Source organism: Pedobacter sp. GW821-FHT01D05 (genome assembly GCF_059422505.1).
Genome location: NZ_JBWKXA010000006.1, coordinates 344413 through 362277, shown reverse-complemented (window position 1 = coordinate 362277; position 17865 = coordinate 344413). Strand labels below are relative to the sequence as shown.

14 protein-coding genes are annotated in these 17865 nt (G+C 39.1%); 4 read left to right on the top strand and 10 right to left on the bottom strand.

What is annotated here, in order from left to right; all coding sequences use genetic code 11:
* Window positions 1-197: 197 nt before the first annotated feature.
* Complete coding sequence (locus tag AC07VK_RS21245) at window positions 198-773, bottom strand: hypothetical protein (protein ID WP_492962717.1); 576 nt, start codon at window positions 771-773, stop codon at window positions 198-200.
* Window positions 774-912: 139 nt separating this feature from the next.
* Here AC07VK_RS21245 and AC07VK_RS21240 point away from each other — a divergent pair, with 139 nt between their 5' ends.
* The 4 genes from AC07VK_RS21240 (at window position 913) to AC07VK_RS21225 (ending at window position 4024) form a co-directional block, all read left to right on the top strand.
* Window positions 913-1494 (top strand): thymidine kinase, encoded by a 582-nt coding sequence (locus AC07VK_RS21240; protein ID WP_051691820.1) that lies wholly within the window; start codon window positions 913-915, stop codon window positions 1492-1494.
* Between the two features lie 49 nt (window positions 1495-1543).
* Complete coding sequence (locus AC07VK_RS21235) at window positions 1544-2149, top strand: Crp/Fnr family transcriptional regulator (RefSeq protein WP_492962719.1); 606 nt, start codon at window positions 1544-1546, stop codon at window positions 2147-2149.
* A gap of 73 nt (window positions 2150-2222) precedes the next feature.
* Entirely contained in the window at window positions 2223-3155 is a 933-nt protein-coding gene (locus AC07VK_RS21230) for an NAD-dependent epimerase/dehydratase family protein (protein WP_492962721.1), read from the top strand.
* A 47-nt stretch (window positions 3156-3202) separates the two neighbouring features.
* Complete coding sequence (locus tag AC07VK_RS21225; RefSeq protein ID WP_492962723.1) at window positions 3203-4024, top strand: SDR family oxidoreductase; 822 nt, start codon at window positions 3203-3205, stop codon at window positions 4022-4024.
* Window positions 4025-4164: 140 nt separating this feature from the next.
* On the opposite strand, the gene AC07VK_RS21220 is transcribed toward AC07VK_RS21225, so the two are convergent.
* The 9 genes from AC07VK_RS21220 to AC07VK_RS21180 all read right to left on the bottom strand — a co-directional run bounded on the left by AC07VK_RS21220 (window position 4165) and on the right by AC07VK_RS21180 (window position 17802).
* The gene (locus tag AC07VK_RS21220; RefSeq protein WP_492962725.1) at window positions 4165-7551 is read right to left on the bottom strand and encodes a DEAD/DEAH box helicase; all 3387 of its coding nucleotides are present in this window, start codon (window positions 7549-7551) and stop codon (window positions 4165-4167) included.
* A gap of 407 nt (window positions 7552-7958) precedes the next feature.
* A complete protein-coding gene (locus AC07VK_RS21215) occupies window positions 7959-8990 on the bottom strand; it encodes a GntR family transcriptional regulator (RefSeq protein WP_057932524.1) in 1032 nt (343 codons plus the stop codon).
* 42 nt (window positions 8991-9032) lie between these two features.
* On the bottom strand, window positions 9033-10418 hold the full coding sequence (locus AC07VK_RS21210) for an FGGY-family carbohydrate kinase (protein WP_492954523.1): 1386 nt from the start codon (window positions 10416-10418) through the stop codon (window positions 9033-9035).
* A 15-nt stretch (window positions 10419-10433) separates the two neighbouring features.
* On the bottom strand, window positions 10434-11714 hold the full coding sequence (locus AC07VK_RS21205) for a sugar isomerase (RefSeq protein ID WP_492962727.1): 1281 nt from the start codon (window positions 11712-11714) through the stop codon (window positions 10434-10436).
* A 248-nt stretch (window positions 11715-11962) separates the two neighbouring features.
* The gene (locus tag AC07VK_RS21200) at window positions 11963-14083 is read right to left on the bottom strand and encodes a bifunctional aldolase/short-chain dehydrogenase (protein WP_492962729.1); all 2121 of its coding nucleotides are present in this window, start codon (window positions 14081-14083) and stop codon (window positions 11963-11965) included.
* A gap of 28 nt (window positions 14084-14111) precedes the next feature.
* The gene (gene rhaT, locus AC07VK_RS21195; RefSeq protein ID WP_492962731.1) at window positions 14112-15206 is read right to left on the bottom strand and encodes an L-rhamnose/proton symporter RhaT; all 1095 of its coding nucleotides are present in this window, start codon (window positions 15204-15206) and stop codon (window positions 14112-14114) included.
* Between the two features lie 368 nt (window positions 15207-15574).
* Window positions 15575-16420 (bottom strand): alpha/beta fold hydrolase, encoded by an 846-nt coding sequence (locus AC07VK_RS21190; RefSeq protein ID WP_492962733.1) that lies wholly within the window; start codon window positions 16418-16420, stop codon window positions 15575-15577.
* Window positions 16421-16438: 18 nt separating this feature from the next.
* On the bottom strand, window positions 16439-16906 hold the full coding sequence (locus AC07VK_RS21185; RefSeq protein ID WP_492962735.1) for a pyrophosphohydrolase domain-containing protein: 468 nt from the start codon (window positions 16904-16906) through the stop codon (window positions 16439-16441).
* Between the two features lie 161 nt (window positions 16907-17067).
* The gene (locus tag AC07VK_RS21180; protein WP_492962737.1) at window positions 17068-17802 is read right to left on the bottom strand and encodes a LytR/AlgR family response regulator transcription factor; all 735 of its coding nucleotides are present in this window, start codon (window positions 17800-17802) and stop codon (window positions 17068-17070) included.
* Window positions 17803-17865 lie beyond the last annotated feature (63 nt).

Below are 17865 nucleotides of genomic sequence, written 5' to 3'. Positions count from 1 at the left end.
TGTTGGTAACTATGTGTTCAAAAATAACACATAATTCTCATATTTAGTTTTAATAACTGGAATTTCGGAAAACGCCCTTAGATATGATTAAACCAATAATCCGTTTTTAAAAAAAATTGAAATTTGTTAATTTTGTCACTTATGTAGGGCGATTTTGTCACTCTTTACATATTCTTATAATATTTAATTTCTATAGACTAAAAACTAGTATCATTTTGTTGTTTTTGAATATAATAAACAACCTTCATGAGTTCATTTTTCGTAAGAGTATCTATATGAAACGTATTTGGAAGCTTAAACTTTTTGATGAAGCTAACGGAATTATTTGCCAAGTTGCCAATGGCTGGAGCAAACAATTTTATATTCATATCATGACAAGATTTACAAGCTTTTCTGAAAATAATTTTTCCCGCTATAATATCGTTATCTACATAGCTATTCCATAAACGATCAACAATCGATTTATTTAGGGTTTGTTTCAAATCTTGACCTTTAGAGTTTATTAATTTAAATTTATATCTATTCTTGTATTGTTCGCCTTTCAATTTTGAACTATATAATTTTAATCCTGAAATAAATGCAGCCGTATCATTTTCTGCTGTAAAAATAATAGGCTTATAATTTGTTCCAGTCATTACGAATTCTGGTAATAACTCTAAAAAGTATTTCTTTTGTGGTTTTACATTACAGGAAAAAATAACGAAAGATGCTAGTATAATTAAAAATAGCTTTAAGTATATTTTAACTGAGTCTTTCATCTGTGTACGGTTCATTATTATATTACTTGTTGAATCATGTATAGACTTTAACAAATATTTTGTTGGTAACTATGTATCCAAAAATACTGCAATATTCTCATATTTGTTCGGTTTAAAAATTATAGAACGGACATAGGGGAATAAAAAAACAGGCATGTTATTTAGCGAACAAAATTTTAGAAGAAGGGGCGAATTTTCGGGAAGTATAGAAGTGGTATGTGGCTCTATGTTTTCTGGTAAAACGGAAGAATTGATCCGCAGGTTAAAAAGAGCTCAGATTGCTAAACTGAATGTCGAAATTTTTAAACCCCGTACTGATACCCGCTATCATGAAACTGCTGTGGTTTCGCACGATTTGAACTCCATAAACTCTACTCCTGTTGATAGCGCTTCGGCCATTTTACTCTTGGGCACCAATACACAGGTGGTTGGCATAGATGAAGCGCAGTTTTTTGATGATGAACTGCCTGATGTTTGCAATAAACTGGCCCTTAAAGGCATACGCGTTATTGTTGCCGGCCTGGATATGGATTTTACGGGCAAACCCTTTGGCCCGATGCCCGCTTTAATGGCCATTGCCGAACATGTTACCAAAGTAAATGCCGTTTGTGTTTGTTGTGGAAACCCAGCCCTGTACAGTTACCGTACAGTTGCTGATGAAGCTACCGTTTTATTGGGCGAAAAGGAAAGTTATGAGCCACGATGCAGGGCTTGCTATAATCTCGGCAAGGGATAACCCCCATTCTTAATTAATCTGTACCTTTAAGTTGCACTTAAATATTGATATGGATAAACAATTTAAAATCGACGCTTTTAGAACCGGCTTAGCAAAATTCGTAACTTTTGAAGAAAGCGAATGGGAAATCTTAACTCGGTACCTGAGTTTTTCTACCCTAAAGAAAAAGGAACATTTTGTAGCTGAAGGAAAAGTATGCGATTATATTGCCTTTATTATCCAGGGTGCTGTAAGACATTATCATGTTAAAGACGGACAGGAAATTACAGGTTATTTTTGTTTTGAAAACGAGCTGGTAAGTGCCTACAAAAGCTTTGTAAAAAGAGTACCGAGTACAAACTTTATTCAGGCCTTGGAGGAGACCCAACTTGTTCTTATTGCTTACGCCGATCTTCAAAAAATGTTAAACCACCCCGTGCTGGCGCTGAAAATGGAACGGTTTGGCCGTCTGGTTGCTGAATATTACATCTGCTGTTTTGAAGACCGTCTTAATGCTTTTGTTACGCAAAACCCCGAAGAACGTTATACTGCGCTTGAAAAAACTGCAAAAGATATTTTTCAGCGTGTTCCACAACACTATATCGCCAATTTTTTAGGTATTACACCTGTTTCACTCTCGCGTATCCGTAAACGCACACTCATTTTAAAGGATTAAATTAATCCTTATCTTTTGTTAACGTTTTTATGGTTCAATGCCGCATAACTTTGAACTAATCAAAAACGAAGATATGCACACTATCCTTGGCGCCGGCGGACCAACAGCAAACGCACTGACCAGAGAATTAACCAATACTAACCAAACCATTAGATTGGTTAGCCGAAAACCAATTTCTACAAGCAACCCGAATACAAGTTGGGTTAAGGCCGATTTATTAAATGAAGCTGAACTTTTCGCAGCAGCCGAAGGTTCGAAAGTAATATACCTGTGCGCCGGTTTGGTTTACGATGCCAAAGTATGGCAAGAACAATGGCCGATTATTATTCAGAATGTAATTAACTTAACTAAACGTACGGGCGCAAGGCTAATATTTTTTGATAATGTTTATATGTATGGCCTGGTAAACGGCCCAATGACAGAAGATACGCCTTACCATCCCTGTAGTTTAAAAGGAGAAGTAAGGGCAAAGGTAGCCCAACAATTAATGAACGAATCGAAAGCGAGTAAAATAAATGTAACCATTGCCCGTGCTGCAGATTTTTACGGAGCAGAATCGATGAACAGCTTTTTTGATATGATGGTACTCGATAAGTTTGCCAAGAAAAATAAAGCTCAATGGATGGGAAACCCAAATACACTACACAGTTTTACTTACATTGAAGATGCGGGGAAAGCTTTATTTCTGTTAGGCCAAACACCCGGTTCCGGCAACCAGATATGGCACCTGCCAACCGCAGCTCCTTTAAAAGGGAAAGCTTTTATAGAAATGGCTGCAAAGATTTATGAAACCAAACCTCAATACTCGACCATTAATAAACTGATGTTACGCTTAGTGGGTTTATTTAAAAAGGTAGTTGCCGGTACTGTAGAAATGTACTACCAGTACGATCATGATTATCATTTCGATTCTAGCAAATTTGAAAAGGCGTTCAATTTCAAACCTACGCCTTATTATGATGGGATTTTAAAACTATCGGAAACCATGTATAAAAAGCAGAATTGACATCAATCAGGGTAAATTATAAAGCTAACTATTTATCTTTAGCGCCAATGATTCAAGATAATACAACGAATAGAAACAGTACTAAAACTATATCAATTTTAGGTTGCGGTTGGTTCGGACTGGCTTTAGCCAAAAAACTGATCGGGTTAAATTACATTGTTAAGGGTTCTACCACAAGCCAGGAAAAATTAGCCATACTTAAGGCTGAAAATATACAGCCGTTTTTAGTCAATTTTACGACTGAAGCGGTTGTGGCCGATCCAGCTTTTTTTGAGGCCGATACCTTGTTTATCTGTATTCCACCAAAACGCAATTCGACTGAACTCCTTGATTATCCCCAAAAGATAAATTCAATTTTGGCTGCAGCGAAAGATAAATCGAAACATGTGGTATTGATCAGTTCGACGAGTGTTTATGCTGATGAAAATAAAACAGTAAATGAAAGCAGCCATACATATCCTGATACGGATTCAGGAAAGGTCGTTTTAGCTGCAGAAATGCTATTTAAGAAACTATTTCCCGAAAACTGCACAGTAATCCGCTTTGCGGGCTTAATTGGCCCTGACCGTAACCCCGGGAGATTCTTTGCCGGAAAAAGTAATGTACCGAATGGTTTGGCTCCTGTAAACTTGATTCACCAAACAGATGCTGTAGGGATTGCAATTAAACTTTTAGAAAAACAGGCATTTGGTAGAACATATAATGCCTGCTCGTCAAACCATCCTGCAAAAATGGAATTTTATATCAACGCGGCTAAAAGTACGGGGCTTGCAGCACCTGATTTTATTGCAGAAAAGAAAGATTGGAAAATCGTAGAGAGTGTTAATGTACCTGAGTTTTTGGGTTATAAGTTTGAGGAGGGGATTTAGATATAAGTTCATACGTCATTTCGACTGAAGCTTGCCGATTTTTCATCGGCAGCGGAATGGAGAAATCTTTGAGAGTAAACAACCTAAAAGATTTCTCCACTACGGTCGAAATGACGATACTTCTAATTGACGAACTTACATTAACTCAACAAGCCCAATAACTCTTTCTTCGTTAAGTTCTTAAACAAACTTCCATCCGTCTGGATCAGATCCTTAACCAGATCTTTTTTTGTGGCCTGAAGCTTCATAATTTTCTCCTCGATAGTATCGGGGCAGATTAAACGCACAGCCATTACATTTTTATGTTGACCAATCCGATATGCCCTGTCTATGGCCTGGTTTTCTACTGCAGGATTCCACCATGGGTCGACTAAGTAAACATAATCGGCTTCGGTAAGGTTCAATCCGGTACCGCCAGCCTTTAAACTGATCAGGAAGACCGGAATATCGGCATTTTGTTGAAAAGAGCTAACCACTTCGGCTCTTTTACGGGTTTGCCCGGTAAGGTATTCATATTTAATGCCACGGTTTTCCAATTGTTTTTTAATCAGATCGAGCATGGTTACAAACTGAGAAAAAACAAGGATTTTATGGTTTCCGGCCTTGCGCTCAATCTGCTCCATCAGCACATCAATTTTTGAAGAAGCCTGTAAATACGATTTTCCATCAGCCAATAATGCGGCCGAATTGCATATCTGTCGTAAAGTGGTAATGCTTTTCAGTACGTGCATCGAACTTTTAGGCAATTCATCTTCCTGTTTACCCAAAATAAAATCCTGAATTTCTTTTTTGTTCGCTTCGTACACTTCGCGCTGCTCTGCTCCCATTTCGCAATACAGTACAATTTCCGTTTTATCGGGAAGTTCTTTGGCCACCTGTTCTTTTGTTCTGCGTAGAATAAACGGTCTTATTTTTTGCTGAAGTTCCTCTGCCCTTCTGCTATCCTTAAACTGATCGATGGGGGTTGAATATAAATCGGCAAACTGCTGTTTACTGCCAAACAAACCCGGACAAGCGAACGACAGCTGTCCATATAAATCGAAGGTATTGTTCTCTATCGGTGTTCCCGTCATGGTTACCTTATTCCTCGATTGCAGCATCCGAACCGCTTTATAACGTTGCGAATCAGGATTTTTTATCAACTGCGATTCATCTAAAAAGATATAGTTAAAGCGATAATCCTTTAAGAAACGGATATCAGAAAGCAGCGTTCCATAAGAGGTTAAAATGATTTCGTAATCGTCGAAAGTATCAGTCGTTTTGGTCCGTTCGCCAGCATAAATGGTTTTTACCTTTATAGAGGGGGCAAATTTCCCTACTTCGGCTTTCCAGTTAAATATTAACGAGGCCGGAACCACCACCAGATTTGTATTGTGTTTTACTTTTTCGCGCTGTGATAAAATGAAAGCCAAAACCTGAATGGTTTTACCCAATCCCATATCATCGGCCAAACAAGAACCAAAGTTAAAATCATCCAAAAAGTTAAGCCAGTTTAAACCGTCTTTCTGGTAATGGCGCAGCGTTGCTGTTAAACCTTTTGGCACTTCAACTTCCTGAATCGAATCAGTCCCTTCGAATTTCTGTTTATAAAGTTTCAATTCGTTCTTTACATCGCCATCTAACAAAGCATCTTCATAAAGCTCGTTTATAGAAGCAAACTTAATTTTTGGTGTAAGAATGGCATCTTCGGTTACTTCACCTGCACTAAAATAAGCAGCAAATTTTTCGATCCACTCATACGGTAGTATGCCCTGGGTTCCATCATCAAGGGTTACAAACTTACTTTTGTTCCTGATCGATTTATGCAGATGCTTCAGCGCAACCTGTTGTTTGCCAAACTTTACTTTTACTTTAGTTTCAAACCAATCTGTCCCACTTAAAACCTCGATATTAATTTTAGCCTGAAATTCGCTTAGTTTATTGTTCTTGAGTTGGTTGAAACCTAAAATATGAATGCCTTTGTTCCGCCATACCTCAAAAGCTTCGAGAAACCAGGCTTCTTCCAGGAACCGTTTGCGGTGCAGGTAAAAAGAATCGTTGGTTTCCTGATCGTAGAAATAAGGATGCTGTTTCAATACGTTTCCGATAAATTGCAGCTCGGTACTTTCGTCGCGGTGTAAAGTAAAAAGGTTACCCAGTTTATCCTGCGCCTGAATCTGCTTTTTAGACAGCACAGGTATTTCTAAATTCCCATAGCGCATTACCGGTGTAAGGAGAATATAATCTTCAGATTCAGAGAGATAAATCAGTTGCTCGTTTTCGAGATCGAAACCTTTTTCTTCGATCTGGCTTTTGGTGGCAGGTTTTAAATAAGAATAATCAACATGGATACTTCCTTCTAAAGGCACCAAAATAACTTTTTGAAACTCAGGATATTTAGTTTTATGCAGGATTAACCTGTTGCTCTGCTTTTTGAAAAACCCGATTACGCGTAAAAAATCCAACCTTCCAACTAAATAAAGTTGATTGTTAAGTTTAACAAAATACTGGTGTACCAATACCAGGTTATCCAACTCGTATGATTTCCCTTCGATGATCAACCGGCCTGTAATTTCATAATAATCATCACGTTGATTTACAGAAAGACGCAGGTCTACTTCCAATAAATGTACATCAACCGCTGTAATGGTCGACGCTTGAATAGCGACAGACTGCTTACCATCCTGCAGGTAAAAAGGAATCTGTTTAGGATTTTTAACGATCGCTTTTAAGGCTTCAATCTCCGCCTCGCTTTGATCGCTATTGTAGTTCTGCTGAAAAGTGGTAATACCGCTATAAAACTTTACCTGGTCGTTGTCATCTGTTTTAAACAGTAAATCAGCTGGATTGATTCCTTTTATCGGGTTTTTAACCTTGCCGCTTTTAGTGGTTTCAGCCTCGAATAATTCTACCGTTAAATTGTTGTAATAGCGGTGTTGCCCAAAAACCAGGATCATTTTACCCTGATCGTTTTTAGCTTGTACTTTTACTTTGGCTTTAGTCCCAGGCAGTAAAAGTTCCTGTAAATTTTGCTGGGCTTCTTTATTGAATGGCTGGAGGGCATCCATTTTTGGGCGGATATCTACCTGGCCGTTTTCGTAGCGGAGATTAAACAGAAGATCGAGGTTTTCTTCTTTTTCTAAACCATAGTCAATTGCTATTTTTAATAGTTTTTGCTTACGAAGGTTAGCATCGAAGAAAATAAGCAGATCCTGGCGCTGAAGAATATTGTACAAAACCCTTGCCTGATGCTCACATAACTTATGCTTCGGTGCAGCGCAACGACAAGAAAGTTTTACGGAGTTTGAGTGCTGTTGCACCTGAACAATCGGAAAGGGCAATCCAGAGACCTCATCGCTAAATGCTGCAAAATCGATTTCAATCTGCTCTGGAAAAAGTTGGTAAAAGCCCTTAACATCCGTATGGATCAATCCGCTTAAATGTTTGAGGATAACAATCTGGCTCAGATTTTTCAGGTTAAAATCCTTTAAAATATAATCGTAAGGGTTTTGCTCTGATACTTGATACCCGGTTACCTGTTCACTCATTTAAACTAAAATAGCTAAGTGATAAAAGTAATCATTAATAAGTTTTAGCTAAAACTCCTTTTTAGATTTTTATGCACAATTAATCAAGAGAATCGTCATTTCGAGGAAAAATTTATTCCATAAAAAACAATATAAATGACAGTGGGATTTTTAGAATTAATTAGGCTGCGAGGAGTCGTCATTGCGAGAAGGCTTTTTCAGCCGACGAAGCAATCTTACAACGATCGCTACTAGCGTGCGCATTAAGATTGCTTCGTGCCTCGCAATGACGACCCTTTTTATTTAAATCTGTATATGTTAGCGAGATTCAACGCAATCGAGAATCCGAATGCTCTGCACGGCAAAATCTGTCTAAACAACTCCCTCCCGAAAGTAGGCTTCAGTCGAGATGACGAACTAACAGCGTACTAAAGCGATTTACGCAGGTTCAAATAAAAAGGCACGGCTATCTTCTCAGTTTTTCCGTTGAGAATAAATTCAGCAGCTTGGGCGCCCAATTCACTAAAATCAGTTGAAATGGTGGTAATCCCATCCAAAATAATTCTTTTTAAAGGCGTTTCGTTATAAGAAATTACACCAACATCTTTCCCGATTTTAAGCTTTTGGGCAATTAAACGTTCAATGAGTGTTACCAGGTCATCTTCCATGAGGTTAATGTACACCTCACCTGGATTAATTTCTTCGTCTTTGATGTTGTGGATTACTTTATGATCGAAAGCATACTGCTGGCAGAACCGGTAAAAGCCTGTTAGAATTTCGTGCGGGAAATAACTGTTTTTTGGGAAGATAATTTTTAAGGTTCGGTAATGAGAAAGCCGGTCTAAAGCCTGTTCTAAAGCTGCGTAGATATCCTGCGCAAAGTTTTCATAGGCCGCAGCATAATCGCCTGTTACTCCTGGCAATAATTTATCAAGGATAACCAATTTTTCTTTGGGTATGGTGTTGATAATTTCATGTGCATTTTCGCCTCCTTCTAAAAAATGCGGAATAATTACAAAATGTGAATAATCATCACGTTTGGTGACGATCATTTTTTTAAACAGCGCGAAATCGTTGTTATAGATATAAAAATCAATCGCAGCACGCTCACCCAAAGTTTTGGTAAACGAATCGTAAATGATTTTTTTATGTGTACTGAGTTTATTAAAAAGCAGACAAACCTTTAGTTTACGCGAGAAATCGGTATTGATAATGAAATAGCCCTTTCCTGGCACAGAATCTACCACCCCAAGTTTCCGGAGGTTACGATAGCCTTTTTCGGCGGTATCCCTCGACATTTCCAGACTGAAACTCAATTCATTAATAGACGGCAATAAACTATTTTTCAGAAGTTTACCACTTTCAATTGCGGCCAAAATTGCATTGGTTAACTGCTTGTATTTTGGTGTCGACGAATACTCATCGACGTTAATGTAGGGGATTAAATCTTCTGGTTTCAAAATGGTTATATTGATATAGGAAATTCTAATATAAGGAAATTCCTAAAAATCTAGTGTACGTTGTATAGCAGAATAGTATTTTAACTGAATCATATCCGTTGGTGCAGGGTTTTCGTTCCATGCATCATTTATAGCTAACGCTGTACCGATTGCTGTAGCCTGCGAAACTGAAGAGGCATAAACCTCAATATCTGGAATAGAAGTAGCCAGCAGGTGCATGTAAATCGCATTTTTACCGAAACCACCATCTACAAAAATCCTTTTCACACCTGCATTTAAAATCAGCTTTAACGAATAAATCTGTTGTTTGATCAGATCAAAAATCAATTGATGATAGGCTTCTTCTGCCGTTTGAAAGAGGTTCAGATCACGCTCCGGGAAAGCGGAACTTGCCGAAAAGCCCTGTTGCTCCTGTTGGTTTTCAGGGATTTTATTGGCCAGTTTCAAAATCATTGAAGGGTTAAACTTCAAATGTTTAAAAAGATAGGCCGCACGATCGAAATGTTCTGCTATCCGCTTAAGCTGTACCTCGTGCTCATAACCTGCAAAAATACGCGAAGCCTTTACCGCTTTGCCTTTAAAGTGCATGTAACACAGGCAATCCTGTTTAAGTTCTTCGGCAGTTAGCGGTTCCTGGTTAAAAGGGTTTAAACTGATACACCAGGTTCCTGTTGAAATGAGTACAAATGGTGTATTAAAATTGGCCAGATAGGGAATCAGCGCGGCAGAACTATCGTGCAAACCTACACCAACCTTTACGCTGCTCCCTTCGAAGTCAGTTTTCAGGCTGGAATCTGCCGGGGTAAATGCACCAAATTTCTCGTCGATTTTTTCAGTAGTAACCCAATTATGGTATTCATTTTTATTGAAATCCCAAAGCTGGGTGTGGCAGCCTATACTGGTAATATCGGCCACGGCCTTACCCGTAATTAAATAACTTAAATATTGAGGCAGGTGTAAAGCCCACTTCACTTTTTTAAATATTTCGGGTTTTTCGTTTTTCAGGCGATACAATTGCATCCCTGAATTTAAGCTACCCAAAATCGGTGAGGCCGTTTCTAACGAAATCTTCTCCTCACCTCCGTATTTTGCATAAAAAGCTTTTTTAAGCTCCTCCGGGTATTCTTTTAAATAGTTATAAAGCGGTGTCAGGGGATCGCCGTTTTCATCGAGATAAACAAAACTGGCACCATAAGTAGAAAAGTTTATGGCCTTAACATCGAACTCTTTTAACTGCAAAACCTGATGCAGGGAATCGTAAACTGAGGAACGCAGGCTTTCGAGATTTTCGCATGGTTCGCCATCTTCATCAACTGTTTCCACAAAACGTGCAGACCGTTCGTAAACAATACTGTAGTTTTCGTCGATCAGAAACAGTTTTTTGTTCGTTTTTCCAACATCAAATATGGCAATAACAGGTTTAGGCATTTTCTATTTCTCTATTTACAAACCTGTGGCAACAGTATTTCCGCGGTGATTAACTAACTTATTTCTAACTTCTAAACCGCGGTATAAAGCGATTGGCGATAAGGCTGCCCCAGCTCTTAATCTGGCTTCGGCTACCAAAGCCCTTAAATCGCTACGGAAAGTATGTTGCAAAATTTCCTGTGCTTTTGCTACATCGTTGTTGTTCTGCGCTTCGTTTAATGCTTTTCTATCAACCAATAAGGCTTGTGCGTAGGCAATCATAATGGCTTCCACTGATTGCAATAAATCTTCAAGAGGATCTTTTACATTATGAGAAGCATCGATCATCCAGCCTAAATCTTTTGCATGGTTCATGCCCTTTGCATCCATACCTTCTACCAGTTCGTTAAAAATCAAGAACAATTGGTAAGGTTTAATGCTTCCGGCAGTTAAATCATCATCTCCATATTTAGAATCGTTAAAGTGGAAACCACCCAATTTTCCTTCCATTAATAATAAAGCAACAATCTGCTCGATGTTTGCATTAGGCAAATGATGACCTAAATCGACCAAAGTATAGGCTTTTTTACCCAATTTGCTGGCATATAATAACGACTGTCCCCAGTCTCCAACCGTAGTTGAATAAAAGTTAGGTTCGAAGGCTTTGTACTCCACAAACATTTTCCAATCTTCTGGCAGTGCTGAATAGATCTCCTGAAGGCTTTCTAAAGTATTTTCAAAGGCTTTACGGAAATTAAGCTGCCCAGGGAAGCAAGAACCATCGGCAAGCCAAACGGTTAATGCATCAGATCCTAGCGAGATACCATGCTTAATTACTTCTATATTATGCTCAATCGCTTGTTTGCGGATGTCTTTATTTACATTCTGTAACGAACCAAATTTATAGCTATGTGCAGAACCTTTCTGATCTTGAAAGGTATTCGAGTTCATGGCATCGAATTTTAAACCATAGCCAGATGCCAAAGTTTTTAACGCTTCTGCATTTTGAGGGATATCCCAAGGGATGTGAAGCGAAATTGCTCCACTTGCGCCGTTAAGGGCATGTAGCAGACCAACATCTTCAATTTTTTCTTCAATGGTACGTGGTTCACCGCCAGTAATGGCAAAACGGCCAAAACGTGTTCCACCTGTACCTAAAGCCCAGCTTGGAATGGCAATCTGAAAATCAACAAGTTTCTGGATTACGCTTTCTACATCAACGTGCGCCCATTCTTGTTTTAAAAAAGAAAGTTTGCGCTGATGCGAGGTTAAAAGGGAGTCGTTATGTTTTTCTATCTGGTTCTGCTCGATATTCATGAGAATATTTGGTTTTTGTTAGGTTAATCATTATGGCGATACAATCGCCATTCTTACTCATCATCGTTAAAACGAAGATGATGATATTATTTACTAAATTTAAAAGTCATTTCGGTCTATGCCAGGCACAGACCGATTAAACAACTTACTAAAACTGAATTTAAAATCTATCGCAGCGGTCTGTGTAACCACAGACCACTGATCAAATTATTCGTTTCGTTCTGTGAAGACACAGGCCGAGGATTAAGTTATCTTACAAATGCCATGGCTACTCCACCGTCAACATTTAAAACATTTCCGGTTGATTTATGCAGCAAGCCACCCACAAAGGCAAAACAAGCATTGGCAATATCATCTGGTAATATAATCTGATTTAACAGCGTACGTTTTGCATAATAGGCCGGTAGCTCTGCAACGGTAATGCCGTAAGCTTTTGCACGGCCTTCGGCCCAACCGCCAGCCCAGATATTGCTATCGCTGATTACAGCATCAGGATTAACCACATTTACACGGATATTATCGGCACCCAGTTCGGCAGCGTTTAACCTGCTCAAATGTAACTGGGCAGCTTTTGCACTGCCATAACCAGCATTATTTGGTCCGCTTACTAAGGCATTCTTACTTACAATATTAATGATATCGCCACCAATATTTTGCTTTTGCATCGTATTTGTTGCAGCCTGAGTGATAAAAAACTGACCTTTTACCAAAACATCATATAATAAGTCCCAATCCTTCTCGGTATGATCGGCAATGGTTTTAGAAATCGATAATCCTGCATTGTTTACAATAATATCTACTCCGCCAAAAGCCAGAGCAGCCGAATCGAAAGCTTGTTTAATATCTGCTTCGCTGGTAACATTTAAAATTGCGGTACTGTAAGAATCTTTACCATACAGGCTCGCAAATTCTTTACCTGCTTCTTCCAAACGCTCGGCATTCATATCATTTAAAATCACCACACCACCTTCTGCAACAAACTTTTTAGCAATCGCTTTACCTATACCACCTGCACTACCGGTAATCAAAGCAATCTTGCCAGTTAAAGGTTTTGGCTTAGGCATACGCTGTAACTTCGCTTCTTCCAACAACCAATATTCGATATTAAAAGCTTCCTGGTGTGGCAATGAAGTATATTCTGAAACAGCCTCAGCGCCTTTCATTACGTTAATGGCATTAATATAGAATTCTGCAGCAACCCTTGCTGTTTGTTTATCTTTAGAGAAGGTAAACATTCCGATACCTGGATATAAAATAACAACCGGATTGGTATCGCGAATGGCAGGACTGTTTGGATGTTTACAGGCTTCGTAATAAGCCGTGTACATGGCCCTATATGCTTCGAAAGCAGGCTCCAATGTTTCCTTTAGCGCTTTAACATCCGACAAATCGGCATCGCTTGCTAAAGTTAAAACCAGCGGACTGATTTTGGTTCTTAAAAAGTGATCAGGACAGCTTGTACCCATTGGAGCAAGACGATCAAGATCGTTAGAATTGATGAATTCTAAAACGCGGCTATCATCGGTAAAATGACCGATCATGTGCTGTTTAGAAGAACACAAGCCGCGCAAAACAGGTGCTAAAGCAGCCGCTTGTTGTTTACGCAGATCTGCTGCTGCACTTTCAATCTTTTGTCCTCCAAAAACAGGACCTTTTTTACCATAGTTCTGGTTGAGGTAATCAGAACAGATTTCGATAACTTCTAAGGTATTCAGGTAACTTTCGTAAGCCGTATTACCCCAGGTAAACAAACCATGTGAACCCAACATAATACCACGGATACCTGGGTTTTCATCTAAACATTGTTTTAACTGCAGGCCCAGTTCGAAACCTGGTTTTTTCCATTCTACCCAGCCTATCGTTCCACCAAATAATTCTTCGGTAATTTTTTTACCGTCTTTAGCTGCTGCGATTGCAATGGCCGCATCCGGATGCAAGTGATCGATATGTGCAAACGGTAGAAAACCATGCAAAGGGGTATCGATTGATGGTGCTTTAGAGCTTAAATCGAAAATGCAGTGGTTAAACAGTTCAACCATTTCATCTTCGTGTTCTACACCACGGTAAATATTTTTCAAGCTACGTAAACGATCTACGTACAACGCAGCCAAACCGCTTTTCTTTAAAGTACCTAAATCGCCGCCCGATCCTTTTACCCACATTACCTCGGTTTCTAAACCGGTAAGTGGATCCTTTTCCAATACTTTACACGAGGTATTTCCACCTCCATAATTGGTTAAGCGTAAATCTGCACCCAATAAATTAGAGCGATAAATTAAAAGGGCAACTTCATCACCAGCCAGTTTTGCGGCTTCCTCTTCATCCCACAGATAGCTTACGTGCTTATAACTTTTCGTATCGATTGACATTCTTATATTCTATTTAAATTTTTATTTATTAACCTTTAATTGAATTACCATAACCCACAATGAGTACCGAAATGATGATGGTTAAAATACCCGCCAAAACAGTAATCAAAGTTTTTCTTGATACACCTTTCCACTCTTTTAATACCAGCCCCCATACATTGGCGATGAGAATGATAAAGGCCATGTGCAGAATCCACGAACTGGCACCGTTGCCCATTTTGCTTTCGCCCATGCCGTAGAAAAAGAATTGTAAGAACCAGGTGGTACCTGCCAGGGCAGAAAAAATATAGTTTTTTAACAGTGGCGTTTTTGCATTGGTATAATCGCCAAATGTTTTATTCCTTGCATTTAATACCATACACCAGATAAAATTCGTAGTTAAACCACCCCACAGTACAATTACATAAGTAACGTTGTTCTGGAACAAGAAATTACCTGTTTCAGCAGGATTTGCTGCTTTCCAGATCGCATTGGCAGCATCGGCCATTGGTTTTCCGGCTTCGATACCAAAATTGAAACAGGCACTTAAAACCCCTGAAACAATCCCCACAAATAAGCCAAGACCGAATTTATATTCTGTTTTTACCTCCATGCCATGCGGATCGGTAATACCAGATTTCATTTCCTTTTCTTTCATCATACCTGCTTTACCGCAGATGATAATACCCACAACGCAGACTAAAAGCCCCAACAATACCATACGGCCCCAATCGGTATGTAGAAACATGGTAAAAGTATCTTTACCCACCTGAGGGAAAAAATCGAAATAGATGGACGGCAGGATTGAACCCAAAACCATACAAAGTCCTAAAATGATGCTACTCCCTAACGATACACCCAGATAACGAACGCCTAAACCATAGGTTAAACCTCCGATGCCCCAGAGCACGCCAAAAAAATAGGTTAACCATAAAATACTACCGTTGGTACTGGTAATAATTGCCGTAAAATTCGGGATGGTTAAAAAAGCAGCAAGTGGCGGAACGATTAACCAGGAGAAGATTCCCCCAACAATCCAGTAACTTTCCCAGGCCCAGCCTTTAACTTTTTTGTACGGAATATAAAAACTTCCGGAGGCGAAACCACCGAAGAAATGAAAAATTACACCTAAAATTGCTTGCATGCGCTATTAATATATTTGGTTGCTCTAAAATAGAATATAAGGTAATTTTAACTGTTATGCACTGTTATGGATGTGAAATAAATTGGTAGATGGATTAGTCGGGAGACCGATGACGGAGGTCGGAAGTTATAGTCTGGAAAACAGATAGCAGCCCTTTCTAGTGTAGTCAAATGTTACCAGCGTTGTCAACTTTAATGGCAAATGAGCTAGAAAGTTGACAACGCTTTTGAAGGAGTTAATCTTGTAAAGCCACGGAGATGCGGATTAGCGCGAAAAAAGTCGTCATCTCGAGCGGAGAGCAACGTAGTCGAGAGATCTATCAAGACAGATCTCTCCACCTCACTGCGTTCCAGTCGAAATGACTATTTTTATAAGGAAATTTTCTTCACAATATCTTCAATCACGTCAACCGATCTGAGGATTTTATAATGCCCCACACCTTCAAAAGATCTTGAACTGATTGCAGAATATTTATCCAGAAATTCTTTAAGGAATGGATATGGCGAAATATGATCGGCTGGGTCGAATGCCAGAAAATGATTTAAATCCGGACTTAGCTGATACAGTGCTGTCAGGTTAAAGTGACTTACAGGAACGGGGAATTCTTTGGCAAAGTTACTGAAGAAGGTATCCTGATCCTTTATGCCGATATTTACCGAATCGAGACTTTGTTCGAAGTTTTCTTTCAGTCTGATTAGTGGTGCGATGCTAATAAGCAGATTGGGAGTTAAACTGAGCTCCTGCAAAGCAATTACATTAGCCATGCCGCCAAGCGAATGCCCAATAAGGACATCAGGCTGCGCATAGTTTAGTGCAATAGATTTTACCGAACCGGCATATAACATCAGGTTGGAAAATTCAGAGATTGAGCTTCCGTTGCCAGGTGCATCAAAAGCAATAATTTCCAGATCGTCTATTTTCTGGAGTTCAATAATCAGCTCATAAAAATCTAAAGCCTTCGAAGCCCAGCCATGCGTAAGCAACACTTTACGTTTTCCATTTCCCCAGCTAAAGCAGTTAATGGTTATCTCGGCATTGGTAAAATAGGCATCAAAAACCTCGAGGCTAAACTGTTTCGAGGTAGCAATCAGCTGTTCCTGATGCAGGCGCAAAGGCATTTTGGGTGAGTAGAAAATAAACTCACGCATTAAAGCTGCATCAGCCGCTACCTGAGTTAATTTCAGCTCGTTTACGATTTGTTTTAGCCTTTTCAATTCGAGCTTATTTATGAGTTAAACCAAATGTGATTTTAAATCAGCAGGCGAATAGTTGATTGATTTTAAAGTCTTGTCGTCAGATTTTCTGAATACCAGAAACAGTCCGTCGATTTCTTTGTAATAAGATTCAGTCTGGTCTTTATCAAAGTAAAACTGAATGGTTTGTTCTGCTTCTTCTACCGTTTTACAGGCTTTGCTCATATTAGATCGGTGAACTTCATCAAATAAAGTCTTAAATTTTCCACCTAAGCCAAACTCATGGATAGCACCGGCTAAAACATACTGCAGGTCGCAAAGGGCATCAGCAACTTCTACCAGATCATCATTTTCTACTGCTTCCTGCAGTTCTTTCAACTCTTCGGCTAAAAGCGAAATACGCAAATTGGCTCTCTGTTTTGAAGGAATAACCGGACTTTCTAAAATTGGATGTTTAAAGGTAGTATGAAATTCTGCAACCTGGTTTAGCGAATTCGTTTCTTGCATGGTGATGTTTGATTTAAATCTTTATGCAACAAACTTAAAAAAAAGGCAAGAAATAATGGGGAGAATTTATGAACACTGTAAGGTTAATCGGTTAACTGTTTAAATTGGTTAATTGTAGGTATCGACTAATCCACAATTAACCAGTTAACCGATTTATACGATTAACCACCTTTCTTCCCCTCCCTCACCACTTTAAAAAACTCTTCCTTATAGGTTTCGCCGATGGGAATAGCCTGATCGTTGATGTAAACGGTATTCCCGTCAATCATCTTAATTTTTTCGATAGAGATAATGTACGATTTATGGATGCGGTAAAAAGGTGGCTGGGGCAGTTCGGTTTCGAGCTCACGCAGTGCCTGGTAAGTCACAATTCTTTGGGTGGCGGTATAAACAGAAACGTAGTTTTTCAACCCTTCTATGTAGAGAATATCTTCATAATTAACCTTAATAAACTTGTTCTTGGTATCACCCTTGATGAAAATAAAATCGTTCCCCTGCGTTACCTGCTGCACAACAATTTCTTGCTGAACGGGCGCTACAGGCATTAAAATCTGTTGTGCTTTCGTAGCTGCTTTGTAAAAACGCTCGTATGAGATCGGTTTAAGCAAATAGTCTACCACATCAAGATCAAAGCCTTCTAAAGCATATTCTGGATAGGCCGTGGTGAGTACAACCTTGCATTTGCCCCCACAGATTTTCAAAAACTGAATCCCGGTTAGCTCTGGCATCTGTATATCTAGAAAAACAAGATCAACTTTACCTTCCTGAACCAGGTTAAGTGCTTCAAAAGCATTGGTAGTGGTTCCAACCAATTCTAAAAATGGAGTTTTACTGATAAAAGCAGCAATAATATCTGAGGCGTAAGATTCATCATCAACAGCAAGGCAACGGATCATGGTTGAGGTTTAGCAGTTAGGGGTTGGCGATTAGCGTGAATTAACATTAGAATAGTTTTCAAT

What these genes read in the sequence shown, in the direction of transcription:
- AC07VK_RS21245 (WP_492962717.1), bottom strand. Translation starts at nt 773, where the DNA reads ATGAACCGTACACAGATGAAAGACTCAGTTAAAATATACTTAAAGCTA.
- AC07VK_RS21240 (WP_051691820.1), top strand. Translation starts at nt 913, where the DNA reads ATGTTATTTAGCGAACAAAATTTTAGAAGAAGGGGCGAATTTTCGGGA.
- AC07VK_RS21235 (WP_492962719.1), top strand. Translation starts at nt 1,544, where the DNA reads ATGGATAAACAATTTAAAATCGACGCTTTTAGAACCGGCTTAGCAAAA.
- AC07VK_RS21230 (WP_492962721.1), top strand. Translation starts at nt 2,223, where the DNA reads ATGCACACTATCCTTGGCGCCGGCGGACCAACAGCAAACGCACTGACC.
- AC07VK_RS21225 (WP_492962723.1), top strand. Translation starts at nt 3,203, where the DNA reads ATGATTCAAGATAATACAACGAATAGAAACAGTACTAAAACTATATCA.
- AC07VK_RS21220 (WP_492962725.1), bottom strand. Translation starts at nt 7,551, where the DNA reads ATGAGTGAACAGGTAACCGGGTATCAAGTATCAGAGCAAAACCCTTAC.
- AC07VK_RS21210 (WP_492954523.1), bottom strand. Translation starts at nt 10,418, where the DNA reads ATGCCTAAACCTGTTATTGCCATATTTGATGTTGGAAAAACGAACAAA.
- AC07VK_RS21205 (WP_492962727.1), bottom strand. Translation starts at nt 11,714, where the DNA reads ATGAATATCGAGCAGAACCAGATAGAAAAACATAACGACTCCCTTTTA.
- AC07VK_RS21200 (WP_492962729.1), bottom strand. Translation starts at nt 14,083, where the DNA reads ATGTCAATCGATACGAAAAGTTATAAGCACGTAAGCTATCTGTGGGAT.
- rhaT (WP_492962731.1), bottom strand. Translation starts at nt 15,206, where the DNA reads ATGCAAGCAATTTTAGGTGTAATTTTTCATTTCTTCGGTGGTTTCGCC.
- AC07VK_RS21185 (WP_492962735.1), bottom strand. Translation starts at nt 16,906, where the DNA reads ATGCAAGAAACGAATTCGCTAAACCAGGTTGCAGAATTTCATACTACC.
- AC07VK_RS21180 (WP_492962737.1), bottom strand. Translation starts at nt 17,802, where the DNA reads ATGATCCGTTGCCTTGCTGTTGATGATGAATCTTACGCCTCAGATATT.